This window comes from Flavobacterium sp. B167r, assembly GCF_056824315.1.
Genome location: NZ_CP124859.1, coordinates 2,396,847 through 2,415,711 on the forward strand (window position 1 = coordinate 2,396,847; position 18,865 = coordinate 2,415,711).

Sequence of the window (18,865 nt, forward strand, 5' to 3'; positions counted from 1 at the left end):
GTAGGTGGGAATTCAGGAAGCGTAAATTTTTAAAATCAATTTAATGGAAGTCAAAGAAACAATTAACTTTTCAAAAAATATGTATAAAGAAAAACTGCACTGTAATAAAAATGAAAAGTTGCTTTGATCTGATAAATCTTATAAATTTATAGCATAAACAAAAAATTAGACAAATGCAATTAGGACTTAGACCTTCGTCATTTAATTTCGCCTATAACGCTGTTAATCTGTTAAAGAGAGACTTGCTTTACTTTGAGCAGGTGCATATCTGCAGCTTTAATAATTTTACAATTTTTGATGAGCTCGACACCAGTGATCCTCACTATCTTGAAAAGCTGCGCAAAGAGCTACAGCCCGCTTATGACGCAAATTTGCTGCACCATTTCAATTTGTCAGAAATGATAAATTTCGTTGTAAAAGAATTTAAGGGCGGAATAGTTCCGGAACTGTTGCCTTTGGTTAAGAAGGTATCAAAAATCAATAAACCGATGGACGTCAAAGATTTTCCAAAAAATCCTTCAAAAAAAATGATGGAAGAAATAATTAATCAGTACATGGAATCGGTTGATGCTTCTGAGAATGATGCTACCCGTATTTCTTCGATTTTTTTAAATAGTTTTTCCAGAGATCAAACGGCCGCTCTTTTGGATTACGGACTTGGGGAATCAGAAAAAAACGCATCGAAGGTTTTAGAAGTCGTGCTTTCTAAGCTGCCAGTTCCAGATGAGAATGTTTCCTGGCAGCAGATTCTAGATTACCGGTCTGATCCAGATTCAGCCGCGAGATTTACAGCGTTAAGGGTATGGATGCAGGATATCAGTAGACAGGATTATACCAAAAATGAAATTAGCGAAAGAATTGATCATCTTCTGCATGAATATGAAATGCACTTAAAATTTCACAAGTTGAAATACGCCCATAGCGGCATGCGTATTTTTGTAACTGCAGCAGCTGATATTATAGAGAATGTGGTTAAACTTAATTTTGGTAAAATTGCAGAAACAATGTTTTCGCTTAATGAAAAAAAAATCGAACTTTACGAAGCGGAATTGCAAGCACCGGGAAGGGAAATAGCTTATCTTTCTGCACCTAAAAAATTGTAAAGAAAATACAGCCTCTGCTGCTAGAATTTTATTGTTTGTTAATAGTGAAAGTAATTATTTGATGATTTTAAACCCCAACGAATTAAGTATCAGTTTTTTTGATGCACACGGAGGAGATGCGATATGGATAAGATATCTTGGAAATGACCAATTATGGCATAATATCTTGATAGACGGAGGTTATATAGGATCTTACGATCAGATATTTAAGCCAGTCCTCGATTCTATCTCTAAATCGGGAGAGTTTGTTGATTTATGGATAATTACCCATATTGATCTGGATCACATCGGCGCAGTTATGAGTTTTCTTACCGATAAAACTCATAATGAAAATGAAAAATTGATAAAGTTATTCTGGTTTAATCACGCAGAGTTTAAATTGCCTTCAACAGCCAGTAAAGTAGGTTACAAGCAAGGAATCGCACTTCGAACCTATTTAGAAAATACAGGCAAACTTCTCAAGGAAAAAATTACCATTGAAACGGGAACACTGGACTTTTACGGACTGGAACTAACACTTTTGGGACCGACCGTAGAAAAGATTGCAGCTGCCGATGTGGATTGGATCAAAAGAGAAGTAAGGGGAACAGCAAAAATTTCTCGCCGACAAAGTGACCATCATAAGAAAATTGAGGAGTTTTCCCTAACCGAATTTACAGAAAATGCAGATATTGTAAACGGATCTTCCATCATATTTTTACTGAAATTCAAATCAGTCCGTGGCTTATTCCTTGCAGACGGACATCCTTCAGACGCAGTAAGCGGACTTAAAGCCTTAGGCTATACAAAAAAGAATCCCATAAAAGTAAATTTTGTAAAAGTTTCGCATCATGGAAGCAAGAACAATACAAGTCCCGAGCTGTTAACTTTGATTGATACAGCTGTATACGTAATTTCTGCAAACGGAATAAGCAATAAGCATCCAGATAAAGAAACGATGGCAAGAATTTTACATCATCATCAGCAAAACGGGCGCGAACTTGAATTTAAGTATACCTCCGGAACTAAGCAGATCAGATCAATATTTGATTCAGATGAAAATCCCGAGCAGCGCTTTAATTTCATCCAGACCTTTATTGAAGAAGAGCATCCGGCAATCATTTTAAATTATCCCTCTTTAAATAACAGCATATGAAAAAGGAGTTATTTCAGTATGCTGCGGTAAAAATCAGGTGCAAAGAGGAAACGGGTACAGCCCTTCTGTATTCCCCAGGCGAGTCCTTTGACTATATTTATGCTTTTACGGCCAAACATTGTCTTGTCGGGCAAAATTTTGATCAGGATTACGTTAATGAGGATATAACATTAGAAAAGATTTTTAATCCTTCCGACAACACCTGGCATTCTTACACTGTTTCTCAAACCGATAAAGTAGTCTGCACCAGCAGCAATGAACTTGATCTTGCTTTAATCATAATCTCTAAAAGACATATTGAAGAATTGTCGGGGGTTAAGTATTTTTTTCCGATAATTGACAGAGCATCTTTAACAAGGGAATGTGTAATAAGAGGATTTGCAGATTTCAACAGCGGAGAAGAAGATCGTCCATACGAGCTGAATTTCGAAGAGCATTCTAAAGAGAATAAAAATCTATTCAGTCTAAATTTCGACGGGTCTCTTGATACACGATATCAGTCAGCGGTTTCAAATGTTCAGGGACTATCAGGAAGCGGAGTGTTTACTTTGATCAAAGATAACCTTTATTTGATGGGCATACTTCATACTTATGAAGAAAAAAGCAGGTTTTTTGCAACAGCAATTATGACCTACAATCATCTTGTGCCTGAAGGTTTTGTAAAATTGATGACTGTAAATCCTGAGGAAGATGATGCGGTAATTGCTGCGTTTGATAGAATAGAATTAAACAGATCTGCAGTAGATATTAAAACGCGCAACACGATTGGCGAAGTGCATATTGCAAGAGATATGAAAAGACCGTTGCAAATTCTTGCAGAGAGCAGTATGCTGGTGCTGCACGGCAAGGCCGGTACGGGAAAATCGGCGATGGCTAAAAGTTTAATCCATGAATTAGAAAAAAGCACCGACACCGTAGTTATTGCTTTTACTTCCGAGCAGCTTGCTTCGCCCTCGCTTCATGAAGCTCTCGATAAGGCAGGTTATGGCGTCAGCATCCAACAGATATTAGAGAGTCCCTTGGCAGGGAAAAAAGTTGTTTTTTGGATTGAAAGTTTTGAAAAACTTGCAGAAAGTGGATTTGGAGGAGCGTTTACAGAACTTTTGGCCCTGGTCAAAAAGAGTTCGAACATTGGAATGGTTGTGACGATTCGCGATTACATGCTTCAGAAGTTTAAAATTTTTTACAACCACGAATTCCCTGGGTCAGATCTATTTTACAAAATCAGTGAATTTAATGAGCAGGAAATGAAGCAGATTGAAGAATCATTGCCGCAAATCCGCCTGCTGCTTAAAAATCAAAAGCTGACCCATCTTCTTCGCACGCCATACTATCTTGATAAAGCCCTGCGAATCTACCCAATGGTTAAGGATGCGGAAAGCCTTGATGAAGCAGGCTTTAAAAAACTAATGTGGGAGGAGATTATAGAGGCAGGCGACAGCAAAAGAGGAGCCGCGTTTGCTGCTATCGCTCTGAAAAGGGCGAAGGCCATGGAGCTCTATACTTTTTATGAGGCTGACCACAACACTCAGGCACTTGTGCAAGATAATATAATCTATTCAGAGCCGGGAGAGCTGCAAAATAGGTTTTCTCCTTCGCATGATATATTGGAGGATTGGGCGCTGGTGCGTTACATTAAGCAGCAGCGGCAGAATGCCGAATCAGAAGAGCATTTTCTTTCGGGACTTGACAGCAGTCCGGCTGTCCGCCGGGCATTCCGATTGTGGCTTGAAGATTTTTATACCGAGCATCCCTCAGATGCCGATGATTTCAGCCGAGGTGTACTTCTCAGTGTTACTGTTGGAGATTCGTGGAAAAACGAATTGACAGTTTATATATTGCGTTCGGGAAATGCTTCCGGTCTTTTTTATTCTTTAAAGGAGTATTTTCTCGCGGATAATGCCAGTCAGCTCCTTCATGTTGTTTACTTTTTGCGAACGTGCTGTAAGAGCATCAGAGAGGCAGGCGATCTTGAAGACCTTATCCCTCTGGGCGCCGGATGGGATGCAGCAATTGATTTTGCGGCTAACAATAAAGAAGTCCTTTACGCAATTCCGCAAATGCAAGAAGCAGTTTTGGAGCTCATTTTTGACTGGGCTCTTCAGCTTGCTGAATTTAACACTGTGCTGCTGCCTATCGGTTCAAAAAGTGCGGCGGTTCTTCTAGAGGATTATCTAATAAAACATCAGGATGTATTTTCTGATTATTCAAGAAAAACAATTCCCAAAAACGACTTTAAAAAAGCGCTTAAAATTTTTCTAAAGTTGACCTCCAAGGCCCAACCAGCGGTAAAAAAACTGCTTGATGCAATTGTGGATCTCCAAAACAAAGGAAGTGAGTGGCATCATAAGGGCTTGCTCGAATATGTAAAAGAACTGATTATTGAGGATGTAAGCGGTGAGCAGATCTGCAGGTTTTATCCTGATATTATATTAACTCAGGCGATGCAGACTTGGATTGAAAAGAAAAGGGAACATCGTCCTGGCAGCCTGATCAGCAAGTTGGAAATCGAACCAGGACCTGATTATTATGGTTTGAGCGATGATATTGATTATGATTCGCCCAGTGCATACCGAACATTTTTTTACTGGATGTTTCTCCATCACCCTGATAAGGCGGTTTTATTTCTGACAAGCTTTTTAAACGATGCCTTTAAGAAAAATTATGAAGCCAGGCAACGGGATTTTGACCAGAGGAAGAAGATTGAGCTGCAATTTAAAGAACATGGAAGCAGAAGTTATTACGGAAGCTTGGAATACTGGACCCTTTATAGGGAAGCTAATGCTTCTAATATGCTGATAAGTTCGCTTCTAATGGGACTTGAAAAGGGTCTTCTCGATTTGGCTGCAAATGGAACTGAAGGCTTCAAAAAGGTTATGGAACTCAATGAGCAGCTGGTGCTTAATTCAAACAATGTTGCGGTTCTGGCTGTGGTAAGCAGCGTGGTACAGGCATACCCTAATCTTCTTGATTCGACTACTGCGCGGCTGCTTGGGAATCGCCAGCTGCTGGAATGGGATTCCTCCCGATACACCTCGGACTTTATGGGGCATAATTTTTATTATGGTGCGGATCTGTTTTTGAAAAAAGAGAGGATTGCTGCCGATAGAGAACTGCACCGCACGGCTTACCGCCGTGGCTTAATTGGTTTTGCAGCGAATTATATTTTTAGCTGCCGAACCATGAACCTTCAAATTTTTGAACAGCTGGATGTATTATGGCAGGAAGTTCCGGAGTCGGATTCTTCATGGCGCAAAGCTTTATTTGAAATGGACTTGAGGAAATATAAATTCAATGCTGTTGATGTTCCGGGAGCAAAAGGAGTGATTGAAATAAGCCCGGGATATGACACAGAAATTGAAGCGTCAATTAATGATATTCAAAGTATGTCATTTCCAGAGATTGGCACGGTTTGGGCTTCACAAGCTTTCAATAGGGAACAAGGGGGGGATATTTCATATGCCTCATGGAAAAAAGGCTACAGTTACCTGCAGGGTAAAGATGCGGAATTTGACATCATGACTGCACCGGGTAAAATGGCATGTTTGGGACTGCGTGATTATTTCGATGAGCTCAGTGAGGACGAGAAAGGCTGGTGCCACGAAAAGCTTATTTCACTTGGCAGTGAACTAGCGCGTAATATAACAGGATTTGCTACGGATCTTACAACCAGTTTCATCGACAAGGAGGCCGTATTGTACGGCATACCTCTTCTCTTTAAACTAGATTTGGATAAAGGTGCTGAGATGCAAGCCAGAGCGCTGGTTTTTCAGCTCCTTACAGCACGCATTGAGAACAGGTTTAAACACTATTTATACATCAGCATAAGTGAAAATTTATGGAAATTGAGAACGGAGTTTTCTTTAAACTGCTGGTATGGGCTTTTTGAATACCTAGAGAAAAGCAATGCGGATTATAACAGCAGGAGCGGTCACTTTTTTGCACCTCCAGAAGATAAAAATCCACTTTGGAAAGAGCACCTTCAGAAAGCTGTAGTTGCAGATGAACCTTTTATAACTTCCTCTGTAATCCCAGAGCTTGATCATGGTTCCCGCTGGCATCTTGACGGTATACTCGAAATGATTTCCACCGATACAGAGATTGAGGACCAGAAACGTTTTATTGCCGGGATGCTTTCCCTGCATCTTTCGCAACTGAAGTTACAGCAACGTAATTACGACGAGTATAATGAATGCAGGGAAGTATTTAAAAAGTTTTATTCCAAGTATCTCCTGGGGTGCCCCGGACAATATGCAGAAGAGCTTCTGGTCCAGCTTTTGGACATTACCCTTATAGGACCTGAGAGAAAAGACGGCCTTAAGGATCTGCTTTATATCAAAGATATACTAAAACAGTTGGTGCTGGATGTGATCTTCGCAGATTCCGAATCGCAGACGGTGAAGCAATTCTGGGTTTTATGGCGTAAGCTTCGAGACTGGATTTTATCAAGCGGCCGTATATTCCTCATTTCAGTTCTCCTCCTGGATATAGAGTGGAACGAAAATAGGGAGAAGTGGGACAATCTTAAAGGGGAAGAGCAGTTCTACAAAGATTTCATAACAAAATACGGCAGTTATGCCGTTAACGAATGTATGGATCTACTTGCCGGGGCGGGTTTCAGGAATTTTATGCCGAATTCAGTTTCATGGCTGGCTGCTCTTTTGAAAACTGATTTGAATGATGCGCCAACATACAGGAAACTTGAACGTTTTGTCCACAGGGCATTTTTCAATTATGCCGCCAGGATAAAAGGAAGCACTGTTTTGAATAGGGATTTTCTTTACCTGCTTGATCTGCTTATAGTCAAAGGTTCTCCTAAAGGATACATTCTCAAAGAAGAAATGATCCAGTTCAAGTAATTAAATGAAAAGCTTGAGCAGTTGCAAGCTGTAAGTCACACCACCTTGAGGTCTTCGGGAAAGATATTGAAGACCTCTTTGAAGTTCTTCCTTATCCAGTTTTTCATATCCTCTTCGCTGTGTTCATTTGTAAGCCACTGGTAATCGTATTTAAATTCCCCGTTTTCTTTTATCCATTTGAAGATCATATCGTGCATTGTATTGTGGGCATAGAATAGCTGGAAAGTAGCATCGATGTTTTCCTCTGTGCAGTTTTCAAACAGAATTGGTTTTATTATACCGTCCGATTCATCAATAAAAAGCGCCTGATGTTTATTGAAAATAGATTCCACCATTTCAAAATTCAATTCCTGGTCTGCTTCCACGGTCATTGATTTGCCAGTCCAGCAGAATATTTGAGGGTAACGCAGCTTGTCCTGCTGAAAACGTATATATTTGGAAACAAAGAGTCTGATTTCCATATTCTCGGGTTTATACTTCATTTCATTTTCTTCTCTTAGCAGCTCCTTCACAGATTCGTGGTTGTCTTCCCATTCAGCAACTATAACACTGCCATAAATGGGAGGCGGGCATACAATTAGGGCACATAGTTTCTCTGTAAGGTCGATATATTCATCCCGTGAATAGTTTTGGACCGCTGCGGCCCATTTGTTCTTATCCTGGCTAACAGCTCTGCAAAGAAGACTGAACCTTATGCCTGGATCATTGGAAATAATGAAGCTTTCATAATGGGTAATGTCGAATGGAAATCCATCAACGGGGTTAATAGCGATGTCGCAAAGCAGAAGAAAAAGACCAATTACAGGATTATTAAAATCCGCAGGGCGCTCTATTTCGGTAATTTGCAGGAAGAAGTCAAAGGCCTCTATATAAATACCGTGCAGCATTCCAAGTTTTCTAAAATCTTCATATACATATTGATTGTCAAAAGCTATCGCAAGGTACTGAAGCTGATTGAATCTGGCCTGACCTTCATATATCGCTTTGGTTCCGAGAGTCGAAGCCGGATTTGGAGAGTCAATATCAAAACCTAAGGCCTTTTCATCAGCCAGTTTTTTAAAATTTTCAGGCCACTGGTTGACTTTTGGAAGAAATGAATAGTCAGGGTCAATGGAAAGAGAAACAACGTGGATAGATGTGGACCATAAGATATGAAAACAGTGCCCGATGCAAAGAAAAAATCGGTTGTCTTGGCTAATCTTTTCGATGTATTTGTTATCTAAAATAAATAATTTAGCGTATTGTATATCATAATAGTAATTAAGGATAGTGTTGAGCTCGATGTTGCCAGTATTTCCATTCTCACTAAACGCAATCCGGTCATAATTGATCAATGGCTTAACTTTGTCACCTTTTTCTATCATTATCTTTAAGTCTCTGTGCGCTGAATGAGCCATTGCTGGATAACTCAGGCTCGTCAAAAATCCCAAATGCGAGCCTACATGCTGCCACCAATGGATGGTTTCATGCATATAGGTTGAAAAAGCCTGAATTTTTTCCGCGCTCATCCCTTCACTTTTTAATGCATCATTGATGTCGTCACGAAGCCTTATTACAAATTGCATTGGATTGTACACACCTTTGGCACCGGTGCCGTTTAAAGAAGATTCTAGTTCTTGGAAGGCAGTTTCCTCGGAAGTTAAAAGATTTGGATTTAATTTCATTTTGGAATGGATTACTATCTAATTAATATTTCTAAATTATTATACTGTTTAGTTCATTTGATAACTATTTATTTTATTCACCGAAGACTTTTTTGTTTTCATAATACTTAAAATAATTTTTTAAGTCGTCATCATGTTTGTTAATATTTTTTAGAAGGGCATACTTTTCTAAGAGAGGTTTGAATTTTACGCCGAATTCAGACAGACCGTCTAAAAATAGCCATTTTAATTCATAATCGGAAAATTGCGCACGGACGATAGAGGTATAAAAATATCTTTTTTGATGATCCTGCTCGGGGTCTTTTATTTTAAAATCGTATTGATCAATTATTTTAATAAGCCTGTAAAGGTTTCTGAAATAATTTCCAAATTGGTTATCGATCTCGTCGCGGTAATGCGCAGTATAAGCTTTTCTAAAATAAGAATACCGCGTTTCATTTGCTTCAAAATACCCAGGTTCAAATTCTTTAAGATATCTTTTTTTCTGATAGTAGGACTCCTCAATTAAGTCGCTAAATTGCTCGTATTCGATTTCAAAAACCTGCTTTCCTTTTGCAATAAATTCCGTTTTATTGTCAGAGTTGTATATCTTGCTGATGGGACTAACTTCACTTCTAATGTAGGTCTTTTCAATGCTGTTGACTATGTTGAGATGAAAATTTATTAGGTTGAAAAATGAATTTTCAAAGTTTTGAATGTTTTCTTTCTGCTGCTGCAACGAAAACTGATCGGTAATAATAGTGTTAGCATTTATCTGTGCTTTAAGTGCCATATAAACTAAAACGGATCCAAAAAAGCTTAAAAAAGGTGCAGTAGTTCCTCCTATGGCATCTCCGCTGGCAGAGGGTTGCGCAGCAAACTGAAAAAAAAGTATGGGCACTGAAACAAGTATAAGCCCCAAGCCGCCCATCCATATTTTTTCCTTTTTGGAAAGCTGAAAAATACTGTTTTTTTGTTTGTTGTCTTCCATAGATAAAAGTTAATCCTTTTCGGTTTTATACAGACTCTTTACACATTTCCCGCAGACGGTTCTTCCCAAATGAGCGGCCGTGTATCTTGCCTGGCTTTCATTAAGGCATTCTGTATCTGGAATTCTTTCTGCCTTAACGGCATCTTTTTTTTTGCATATGCTTTTAGTGTCCTGCCTGTAGGTTACTTTTAGCTTTGAATAGGTGCCTTGGAAGATGTGTATCTCATCGGTGTCTTTGCTTTTTTCAAAATTGTAAGCTATATCCATTTGTTTTTAGTTGAGATTAGTAAGTGGTGTAAAGGTCGCTCACGCAGGTAGCGCATACCAGTCGGCCCAGTTCCGCAGCTTTAAGCCTTGCCTGCTTTTCATCAAGACAGGTTTTAATCCAATCATTGTCTTTATTTTCATATTTTTGGCAAATTGAATTTGAGGATTCTGGATAAGGCAGAGTAGAATTGAGCTCTCTTTCAAAGATATGATGCTCCCCATCTTTTTTGTTTTCTGAGAAACTGTATGTTTTTGTCATAGATTCTATTAAATGGTTATACCATTATTAATGATTTTGTGTACTGCAAAAATCAAGTTTATAGTACACAAATTACTACGTAAAAACACCTGATTTTAGTAGTTGAACTTGATATTTTTTTAATCAGACCATTTCATGCAATGGCGGAGCATATCGCGAAGGACGATAATTTACTTTGGGGGCATAATATTATACTCAGTTAAAAAAAAGATTATATTTGGTTATATTAAAATGCAAATTAATATAGATCTTTCACAATTAAAAAAGAGATACAACAACGGAGTGAGAAAAGATTTGGATGCCTGCTAGCAGTACAGTATCCTAATAAACGGACTAAATCGGGAGGGCTTAATGCAGAGGACAAAACCACAGCTCAGGATGCGTGTGGGAGACAAATTTGTTTATGGACTGGTGAATGTGCGTACGGATGGCAGCAAAATATTATGTGCTGTTTTAAATGAAGGAAACAGCAGCTGGGAAATTAAGCCTTTTGAATCAAGATTTTAGGCAGGGTTCTCATTTTTTAGTTTTCAACATTTGTCAAAAACAGGTGTAAATACCTGCGGTTTTTCTTTTAATTCTCTTTATTTTGGTTTTATTTTATCAAGATTTTTTAAAACTATTCACCAAAAAATATGAGCTTAATGTTTGAGAATAAGACCGAAGGGCCTAAAATGCACGTGCTGTTAATAGGGATCGGAGGCTACAGATATCTTAAAGAAGGAATGCAGCCTATTGATCAGAAGTTTGATGTCGCAAAGGATCTTGAACAGCTGACCTCACCTCCTGTGTCTGTCGAGGCTTTATACAAATGCATAAAAGAGCTGGATGAAACTCAAAAATGGATAACACCATTGGGAAGTGTCCAAATATTATTATCCAAGGCTCCCGCTGGAAAAGAGGTGTTTCCGGGGGAGGATATAATTCCTGCGACAATTGATAATATTCAGCAGGAATACGAAAAGTGGAAAGAACGCTGCAGTGAAAATCCGGATAATGTTGCTTTTTTCTTTTTCTGCGGCCATGGATATGAGAAAGATTCCATGCACTACCTCTTAGCAGAGGACTTCGCTAAATCTACCCTAAAACCCTTTGCTGGAGCTTTTTGTTTTACGGAAACAAGGGTGGGTTTTCAGTCCTGTCAGGCAAAAACGCAGTTGTTTTTTATTGATTCCTGCAGAGGTCTTACAGAAGATATGCTGTTCAATAGATTAGCAGCACTTCCTTTGGATCCTCCTTCGCATGTCCAGACAAACTGTCTCTATGATCTTACCCAGCATTCCGTTGCCAGGAATAAGAGAGCCCAGGGTAAAAAGGATAGTGTCTCGCATTACACGAGATCACTTATTAAAGCGCTTAACGGCGGCATATCAAAAAAGAAAAACAAGGGCTGGGTTGTTTCAACCGAGGGGATCTGCGGGCAGATGAATACTCTTATGGGTATAGAAAACCCCGGAAATGACGGCATTGAGAAATGCAGCACTTCGTATAGTGACAGCACTGACCTGCTTCATCACCCGGATGCTCCAATGGCTTGGATAAATATAACATGCTCTCCTGATGAGGCGCATTCTGCTGCAGGTTTATCGTGCAATAATCTTGATACGCTGGAAGAGTTCAGCAGAGTGCCGCGTCCTGAGCCCTGGATATTTCCAGCCATGGCCGGAATGTATAGAATAAGTGCTGATTTCAGTGACGCGTCATTCTCAAATCATGTAGATTATTATCCGGTTGAACCGCCTTTAATGCAAACGAAACTTCCTATAAAATGAGCATGTCTTCCGTAAATATTCGTATGAATTTCCAAAATGATCGGGAATTAAAACAATTGGAGATTCTGGATTCCAATCTAAACATTGTGGCAACTGAATGGATTTCGGCAGCTGAATATAATATTCCTGTACAGGAAGGAGTATATGCTGTGAGGGTTACTGATCTCAGAGGAGTAAAATATCTGAGAAGCTTTACTGCTGGCAAAGAGCCAAATATTATTGTAAATATTGAAAATGAAGGCATTGAAAATGAAGAAAGATATAAAATTAAAACACATGGACGAGAACTGCTTGAAATAAAGAATTTAATGTATTTTCCGTATCCCTATGATGGAAAATTTAACTATGATGAGAAATTTATAGATGAATTTTTAATTGGTGAAAAATTTTTAAATATTTTTCCGGTAAGCATTTTCAATGAGGGAAATATAAACCAGGCGTATCAAATTAATACTGATGATAAGCCCAATTCCAGATTTTATCTGAAATATGGCACTATCAATTTCCTTGTTAAACTTCCTATAAATGAGCATTTGATTGTTGTTGCTTCTAAAAACCGCGGCATACAATCAACTCATGAACTCTGCTTCACAATCGAGCTTGAATCAAAAGAGACCGAAACACTCTTAAGAATGCTTTCAGCTGGGGAAGTGGAAAAAGCAAAAAGTCTTTTTGAACATATTAATTTTGCGGAAAAGCTTCTTTACGATAAAATTGAAAACCCTTCCTACGCTTCCTTAGGTGGCTATTTTCTTCTGCGTACCAATTCAATGGAAAATCTGCACCACTGGCCGAAAAATCTTGCAGATTGGTTTGACTGGCTTCCAGACGGATGCATTATACATGCAACTCAGTTGATGCGCGGGCTGAATCCCGATCTTGATGAAGTCCGGAAATATCTGCTGAAAGCTTATTACAGGGGTATTCCTCAGTTTACAGACGGTTTAAAGCTGCTGCATGAAGGTTTAATGAGGCTACACTATATAAACGATAAGGAGGAGGAAATTGCCGATGCGTATAAGGAAGTTCGAAACTGGCTTTCCTGTGCTGATCCTTCCAGTGCATTTACGGTTTTGCGAAGCAGACAGAAATTATAAATAAAAAAAGTAGTATGAAAAATGTTTTCAATGTTAATGCGCTTCCTGCCACATTTGGCGATTGTCTTCTTGTTGAATATGGAGACGAAAAGAAATTACACCGTATTCTCATAGATGGCGGGACAGGCGGGACAAAGGCTTCCATCAAAAAAATCTTCAGTCTTCTTCCAGAGCAAGATAAAGAATTGGAACTGCTTGTGGTAACGCATATCGACAAGGATCATATAGAAGGAATTTTATCCATTCTTGAAGAGGAGACCCTGCCTTTCAAAATCAAATCCATCTGGTATAACGGCTATCTGCATCTTCCCAGCGACGATACCGAAAGTTTCGGCCCGGGACAGGGTGAGCGTCTGACAGCGGCAATACTTAGGCATTCGCTCAAGTGGAACACTGAATTTAATGGAGAAGCGGTTGTAGTTCCTGATAATGGAGAGCTGCCGGCTGTAATATTGGACGGGGGGATGAAATTAACCCTTTTATCACCAACGAATGAAAAGCTCCGCCTTCTGCGCCCTGTATGGGAGAAAGAACTGGAAGAACATGGATTGAAAGCAGGTTTTGGATATAATATGGACACTAAAGACGAAGCGGATGATACTGAAAGTTTTGGTGCAGGCCTTCCTAATGTCAAAGCGCTTGCGGCCCATCCTTTTAAAGAAGATAGAAAGGAAGGAAATGGAAGCAGCATTGCCTTCAAAGCGGAATATTGCGGAAAATCAGTACTTTTTTGCGCAGATGCCCACCCTTCAGTATTAATTGAATCATTAGATAAATTGAAAAAAGAAGTTCATGAATTTGATTTGGTAAAAGTTTCACATCATGGGAGCCACAGTAATACCGGACCTGATTTTCTAAAAAAGATTTCCAGCCCCAGATTTCTTGTTTCAACTGATGGCAGCAGATACAAGCATCCTCATGCTGAAGCCATCGCACAGATAATTATTTCTGATAAAAATCAGAAGGAAATAATTTTTAACTATACAACTAGTTTCAATTCAATGTGGAATAAAGAGAGTCTGAAAAGCAGATATAATTACAAAACTGAATTTTCTGAAAACGGCAGCAACACCCTGATAGAATTATTTCCTAAGGACTAAAAAAGATTATAGGCCCCAGCAGTTTATCAAACTCTCAGATTTGAACTTTCAGATGCATGATTATTGCTGTTTTAATGTTCAAGTCTGACGGGGCTGTATGAAATTCGGGTTATTATAATTCGACGAAAAAATGATTTTTGTAATAATCAAAAATCAGAAATAGTCGGTTTTGAATTTAGGAACCTTTGCTATTGCTATTCTGGTCTGGACCCATTTCCGGAAGGATGGAAAAGTCAAGCTTAAAAAAGTCTTTTATAGACCACTCTGTTTTAGAATCCATCTGCTGGTCACTAAGCATCCGGTAGCAGTCAATCTTATTTTTTGCCATAAAATCCTGAATGCTGTTCATATGAAGGGTATATCTTCTGATAAATTCTTCATGCGGGGTGCCGCTGCTAAAGACAGGTTCATATTCTTTTTTTAATCCTTCGAATCCGTACAGATTTATGACCTCCAATATTTTTTCTTTCATGAGCTGGGCGGCCTGGTAATGTCTTGAGAAATGAAGAATCTCAAATTTAAGGACCATGCTTGAAATCATATTTTCCTTATATTCCATCGCTTCGTATAATTGGGCCAGCTGATCAAGCGAGCTGCATAATTTTTCCAGCATCTGCACCATCTTCTCATCAACAGACTGCAGCAGGTCAAAACTTCTGCCTTTCCAGCACGTTAAATAATGGTGGTGAAAAGCTTTTTGATAATTCCATTTTATGGATGTCAGCGTCAGGTTCCCAACACCTATATGATTGCCGCATTTATCGGCGTATGCGGCAATGCCATTAAGTCTTTCCACAAATTTTTTTTCGAGTTCCAGCCATTCCCTGTACGCCCTGCTTTGAAGCGGCTGTTTTACGCGGCCGATAAAATAGGCAAAATTCATTGCCAGATCATGGAAGAGAACTACAGATTCGGCATCAACAATTTTATTATAGGCCACAACACGTATAACACCGCTTTTTTCATTTTCAATGATCTTCGTCATTGAATCGTAAAACTCCCTTATGGAAACAGCGGGTTTTGTCTTGTTTAATGAAAGTTCTTCAAAAGCTTTTTCAATTTGAAAAAATGATCCTGCCTGTTCAAGACTGTTTATTTTTTTCATTTCCAAATCGTATACTTCCTTGGTTATCATGTCCAGGAGATATCTGGCGCTTAATATGGTGTGCGCAATAATAGCCTGGCCCTGGAGGTCGAACTCTGCGGAGTGTTTCTTTGCCTCGTTCAGCAGTTCCAAAGCCCTGTAAAGATTTCCCCGCTGAAAATACGCAATGCCGCAGAAAAGATAAAAGCGGGGCGTTGCATTGTTGCGCGGCCAGCTTCTTTTCTCAATTTCTATGACTGTATTAAAATAATGCCTATTTACCAGATCTGCCCCAAACTGGTCAATAAATTCTATGTTTTCCGAGACACTGTAGATCTCATGATCAGCATCAATGAGCAGTCTTTGGGGGTTTTGCTGGGCAGTATTAAATTTAAGGCGCTGATTGATTCTTTTCAGGATATTGCCGCTGGTATATATTTCTTGGTAAATTCCCTCAATTGCCTGCTGATCCAGTGTCTTTTTGAAATGGATTTTATGTTTTTCTTTATTATGCCACTGCGGGTTTTTGTGCTGCAGCTGCAACACAAAATTTTTGACATTTTCATAGTAAAAAGACTTGGTGGGATGGTGATAAAAGACATAATAAGCTGGCATGGCGTTATTTAGCAGATAGGTAATATTTGAAGAGAAAATCTGTATGCCGAAGCTTCCGTCAGCTGATGGCCGGATCGTATTGGTTGCTTTTAACTGTATCGCTGATCTGTAATTGGTGTACCGAAGGTCGCCGGAGGCCACTTCTTTTTTGAGTTCAATATGGAAATCAATTCCTTTGTCCCTGTATGTTTCAGCCCTGATCTCAAACTTTTCAACAGGAAACAGTGATCTGAACATATTAGCGGAAATTGTTTCAAGGCTTTCATTTGGGTTTGCTTTTGGAAGGTCAGCATCTTCAAAATTATTGAATACCATAATACGAGGATTTGATAGTAAAGTTAAATAAAATGGTAGGAAATTTTCTAATGAAAAAAGAAATGTTTCAACATTCATAAGAAGCTAAGAGTATCTAAAAGGTAGTTGGAGTTGCTGCACTTCTTTATGTAATGGGATTGGTTTTAATGGTGAATAGTACGGTTTTATAATAAGGCATCTAATGAGCGTTTAAAGATTTATTTTTGAGATTACATTCTATAATTAGTAATTTAGTGGTAAAGTAAGAGGTGGATAAATGAGAATCCATTTCCAATTTCTAATAAGAATCCCTGAAGATGAGTGATAATTGCCTTTTTCAGATCTTTTTCATAGTATGCAGCTTCGCGTTTTAAGCCTAAGAATTCTAAATAAATGGATCCTTTGTAGTTTCTCGGACATCTGAAGGTAGTTTTTCATTTTGTGCGACTGTCAGTATACTTTCTTGATCACTGCTTATTAGGAGTCGTTCAAATAAACTGCTGTTTATCTGGCGCTCCAGCTGGCGAACTGTCTAATTATTTTTTACTGTTTCTGCAATGTAAAATTCTCTTTTGCTTTGATTATAAATTGCTAATAGTAATTTGTACTGGCTCCAGCTCAATTGTGTCCACAGTGTAGACACAATTGGAAAAGTCCTGTAAGACTGTAGGTACGTATTTAACTGTCGGCATGAACAGCCGCTGCCATATTCAGGTTGCAACTGCTTTGCAAGATATTTGATTAAGTAACTTCTGTAATAAGCTCTTTCTTTCCCCTTTTGTTCTTCCTCAAAAATGCGCTTTCCGATGGATAAGTGTATCGCAGTTCTTTCATTATCGACAGCTCTAATTGCACGCTCTTTTGAAGTCTAAATTATTGCTTTTATATAAGGAATTAAGGATTGGTTTTGAAGCATTTTTTTTAAATTTAATAGTTAGGCGTAGTTGATTAAAGTATTTTATCTGAATTTAGATTTCAGTTTCTCCATGTCTTCCATTATGTTAACATCTAAAACTTTTGCATAATGCTGAGTTTGTTTAGTATTGGTATGCCCCATCATCGCAGATACATTTTCCAGTCTTACTCCGTTTCCTAAGGTTACGGTGGTGGCAAAGGTGTGTCTGGCAACATACCAAGTAAGGTGTTTATTTATGCTACACACATCAGCGATTTCCTTAAGGTAGGCATTCATTTTCTGATTAGAAATTTTCGGAATAAGACCTTTCTGCTGGTTTTTATATTTAGAAATAATTTTCTCAACGGTAGGCAGTACCGGAACATTAGCTCTGATGGCAGTTTTAGCTCTGCTGGTCATAATCCATAAATTTCCGGTAGAATCTTCGGATAAATTTCTTTCAGTCAGCTCCAGGGCATCAACAGGTGCGTATCCTGTGTAGCAGCTAAAGAGAAATATATCCTTAACTTTTTCCAGACGTGGCGTTGGAAATATTTTATTCTCAATTGTGTTCAGTTCCTGCTGTGTCAGGAAAACAGCATCTTTTACACTCAGCCTGCCGTCATAAATGTTGAATGGATTTTTTATGATTAAATCCATCTTGATGGCGTAATTGCAGGCAGTTTTGTACATTTTCATATATTTTACTACAGAATTGTTTTTGATGCCTGTCTGATCTTTAAAACTGCTCTCATATTTAAGATATTGCTCAAGTTTGAACACAAACGAGCTTGATATTCCAGACGCTGGCATATCTTCCTTCTTATAGTTGCTAGAGATGAAACTCAAAAGCAGGTCTTTTGCCCTTTTGTACTTCTGCAGTGAAGCAGATGCGCGCTCTCCAGTATCTACTCTTTTGGTGAAGAATTCATTGTATGTATCCATAATCTGAATTATGGTTGGGCCCTCAGGCTGGTCGATTTTGGCTTTTCCTGTGAGTTCAGCTTTTAATAATTGAAGGTCAACCTCTGGATCGATTCTGAAGAGTTCAGTAAATTTTTTGGCTGCATTGAGATGGAAAAGATCAAGCAGGTTTTTGATTACTATTTCCTTTTCAATTTTAAGCTGGTTTCTAAGGTTATTAGTGCTGGCCCATCTTTCTTTTGAAATGCTTTGTCCGGTTGACATGGAAATTTGTTTGTCATTGTAGCTAAAACGGGCATAGATCGGAGATTCGCCGTTCTTGTTTGCTCTGTCGGATTTCTGGTAAAAAATTACTTTTAACATGTTATCTAGTTTTTAAAATTAATAATCAAATTGAATTAAAAATTTTAAGAGAGCCTAGTGACAGCAGGGAATTCCCGGGGAATTCTTTCTTTTTAGTTACCCTTTTTTGAGAAAAAAGATTCAAAAAAAGATAGGGTAACTAATAGGGTAACCATTCTTTGATAAAACATGTGCTTTTTGAAAAGTGTGTAAAAACGAAAAAGCCTTTAAACACTAGTGTTTAAAGGCTTTTGACTTTTAAAGTTTCTTCTGAAACTTCTACTGGCGGAGAAAGAGGGATTCGAACCCCCGGACCTGTTACAGTCAACAGTTTTCAAGACTGCCGCATTCGACCGCTCTGCCATTTCTCCAGTATGTCGCTCTCATTGTTGATTGCGGGTGCAAATATAAGACGGTTTTTCGGTTCTGAAAACTTTTTTTGGACTTTTTTTTGAAGTTTTTTAAAATAATTCTCAAGTGTCTTA

At 38.6% G+C, this 18,865-nt stretch carries 15 protein-coding genes and 1 tRNA gene; 7 read left to right on the forward strand and 9 right to left on the reverse strand.

All coding sequences use genetic code 11. The features are described 5' to 3' along the window. The first annotated feature begins 173 nt into the window (after positions 1–173). The 3 genes from QLQ96_RS10580 to QLQ96_RS10590 all read left to right on the forward strand — a co-directional run bounded on the left by QLQ96_RS10580 (position 174) and on the right by QLQ96_RS10590 (position 7,097). Positions 174–1,103: a hypothetical protein gene (locus QLQ96_RS10580; protein ID WP_482496627.1), complete on the forward strand. Its 930-nt coding sequence runs from the start codon at positions 174–176 to the stop codon at positions 1,101–1,103. A gap of 61 nt (positions 1,104–1,164) precedes the next feature. Then, positions 1,165–2,238: a ComEC/Rec2 family competence protein gene (locus QLQ96_RS10585; protein ID WP_482496628.1), complete on the forward strand. Its 1,074-nt coding sequence runs from the start codon at positions 1,165–1,167 to the stop codon at positions 2,236–2,238. After that, positions 2,235–7,097, forward strand: a complete 4,863-nt coding sequence (locus QLQ96_RS10590) for a P-loop domain-containing protein (protein ID WP_482496629.1) — start codon at positions 2,235–2,237, stop codon at positions 7,095–7,097. The genes QLQ96_RS10585 and QLQ96_RS10590 overlap by 4 nt, the downstream gene beginning before the upstream one ends. Positions 7,098–7,132: 35 nt before the next feature. Here QLQ96_RS10590 and QLQ96_RS10595 read toward each other — a convergent pair whose 3' ends face one another. The 4 genes from QLQ96_RS10595 to QLQ96_RS10610 form a co-directional block, all read right to left on the reverse strand. Next, entirely contained in the window at positions 7,133–8,761 is a 1,629-nt protein-coding gene (locus QLQ96_RS10595) for a hypothetical protein (RefSeq protein WP_482496630.1), read from the reverse strand. 73 nt (positions 8,762–8,834) lie between these two features. Next, complete coding sequence (locus QLQ96_RS10600) at positions 8,835–9,731, reverse strand: putative phage abortive infection protein (protein WP_482496631.1); 897 nt, start codon at positions 9,729–9,731, stop codon at positions 8,835–8,837. Positions 9,732–9,740: 9 nt separating this feature from the next. Continuing rightward, on the reverse strand, positions 9,741–9,998 hold the full coding sequence (locus QLQ96_RS10605) for a hypothetical protein (RefSeq protein WP_482496632.1): 258 nt from the start codon (positions 9,996–9,998) through the stop codon (positions 9,741–9,743). Positions 9,999–10,014: 16 nt separating this feature from the next. Further along, positions 10,015–10,257, reverse strand: a complete 243-nt coding sequence (locus tag QLQ96_RS10610) for a hypothetical protein (protein WP_482496633.1) — start codon at positions 10,255–10,257, stop codon at positions 10,015–10,017. Positions 10,258–10,608: 351 nt separating this feature from the next. Here QLQ96_RS10610 and QLQ96_RS10615 point away from each other — a divergent pair, with 351 nt between their 5' ends. The 4 genes from QLQ96_RS10615 to QLQ96_RS10630 all read left to right on the forward strand — a co-directional run bounded on the left by QLQ96_RS10615 (position 10,609) and on the right by QLQ96_RS10630 (position 14,226). Beyond that, on the forward strand, positions 10,609–10,764 hold the full coding sequence (locus QLQ96_RS10615) for a hypothetical protein (RefSeq protein ID WP_482496634.1): 156 nt from the start codon (positions 10,609–10,611) through the stop codon (positions 10,762–10,764). A gap of 137 nt (positions 10,765–10,901) precedes the next feature. Next, positions 10,902–12,029: a caspase family protein gene (locus QLQ96_RS10620; protein ID WP_482496635.1), complete on the forward strand. Its 1,128-nt coding sequence runs from the start codon at positions 10,902–10,904 to the stop codon at positions 12,027–12,029. Further along, the gene (locus tag QLQ96_RS10625; protein ID WP_482496636.1) at positions 12,026–13,126 is read left to right on the forward strand and encodes a hypothetical protein; all 1,101 of its coding nucleotides are present in this window, start codon (positions 12,026–12,028) and stop codon (positions 13,124–13,126) included. The genes QLQ96_RS10620 and QLQ96_RS10625 overlap by 4 nt, the downstream gene beginning before the upstream one ends. Before the next feature lie 14 nt (positions 13,127–13,140). Next, positions 13,141–14,226: a ComEC/Rec2 family competence protein gene (locus QLQ96_RS10630; protein WP_482496637.1), complete on the forward strand. Its 1,086-nt coding sequence runs from the start codon at positions 13,141–13,143 to the stop codon at positions 14,224–14,226. Between the two features lie 175 nt (positions 14,227–14,401). Here QLQ96_RS10630 and QLQ96_RS10635 read toward each other — a convergent pair whose 3' ends face one another. From QLQ96_RS10635 to QLQ96_RS10655, 5 genes are all read right to left on the reverse strand, one after another. Beyond that, positions 14,402–16,240 carry a DUF4365 domain-containing protein gene (locus QLQ96_RS10635; RefSeq protein ID WP_482496638.1) on the reverse strand — a complete coding sequence of 613 codons (1,839 nt, stop codon included), beginning with the start codon at positions 16,238–16,240 and terminating at the stop codon, positions 14,402–14,404. Positions 16,241–16,470: 230 nt separating this feature from the next. Then, positions 16,471–16,614 carry a PDDEXK nuclease domain-containing protein gene (locus tag QLQ96_RS10640; protein ID WP_482496950.1) on the reverse strand — a complete coding sequence of 48 codons (144 nt, stop codon included), beginning with the start codon at positions 16,612–16,614 and terminating at the stop codon, positions 16,471–16,473. A gap of 137 nt (positions 16,615–16,751) precedes the next feature. Beyond that, positions 16,752–17,069: a DUF1016 N-terminal domain-containing protein gene (locus QLQ96_RS10645; RefSeq protein WP_482496951.1), complete on the reverse strand. Its 318-nt coding sequence runs from the start codon at positions 17,067–17,069 to the stop codon at positions 16,752–16,754. Positions 17,070–17,177: 108 nt separating this feature from the next. Continuing rightward, the gene (locus tag QLQ96_RS10650) at positions 17,178–18,401 is read right to left on the reverse strand and encodes a site-specific integrase (protein ID WP_482496639.1); all 1,224 of its coding nucleotides are present in this window, start codon (positions 18,399–18,401) and stop codon (positions 17,178–17,180) included. 262 nt (positions 18,402–18,663) lie between these two features. Then, positions 18,664–18,751, reverse strand: a tRNA-Ser gene (locus tag QLQ96_RS10655). Between the last annotated feature and the right edge of the window lie 114 nt (positions 18,752–18,865).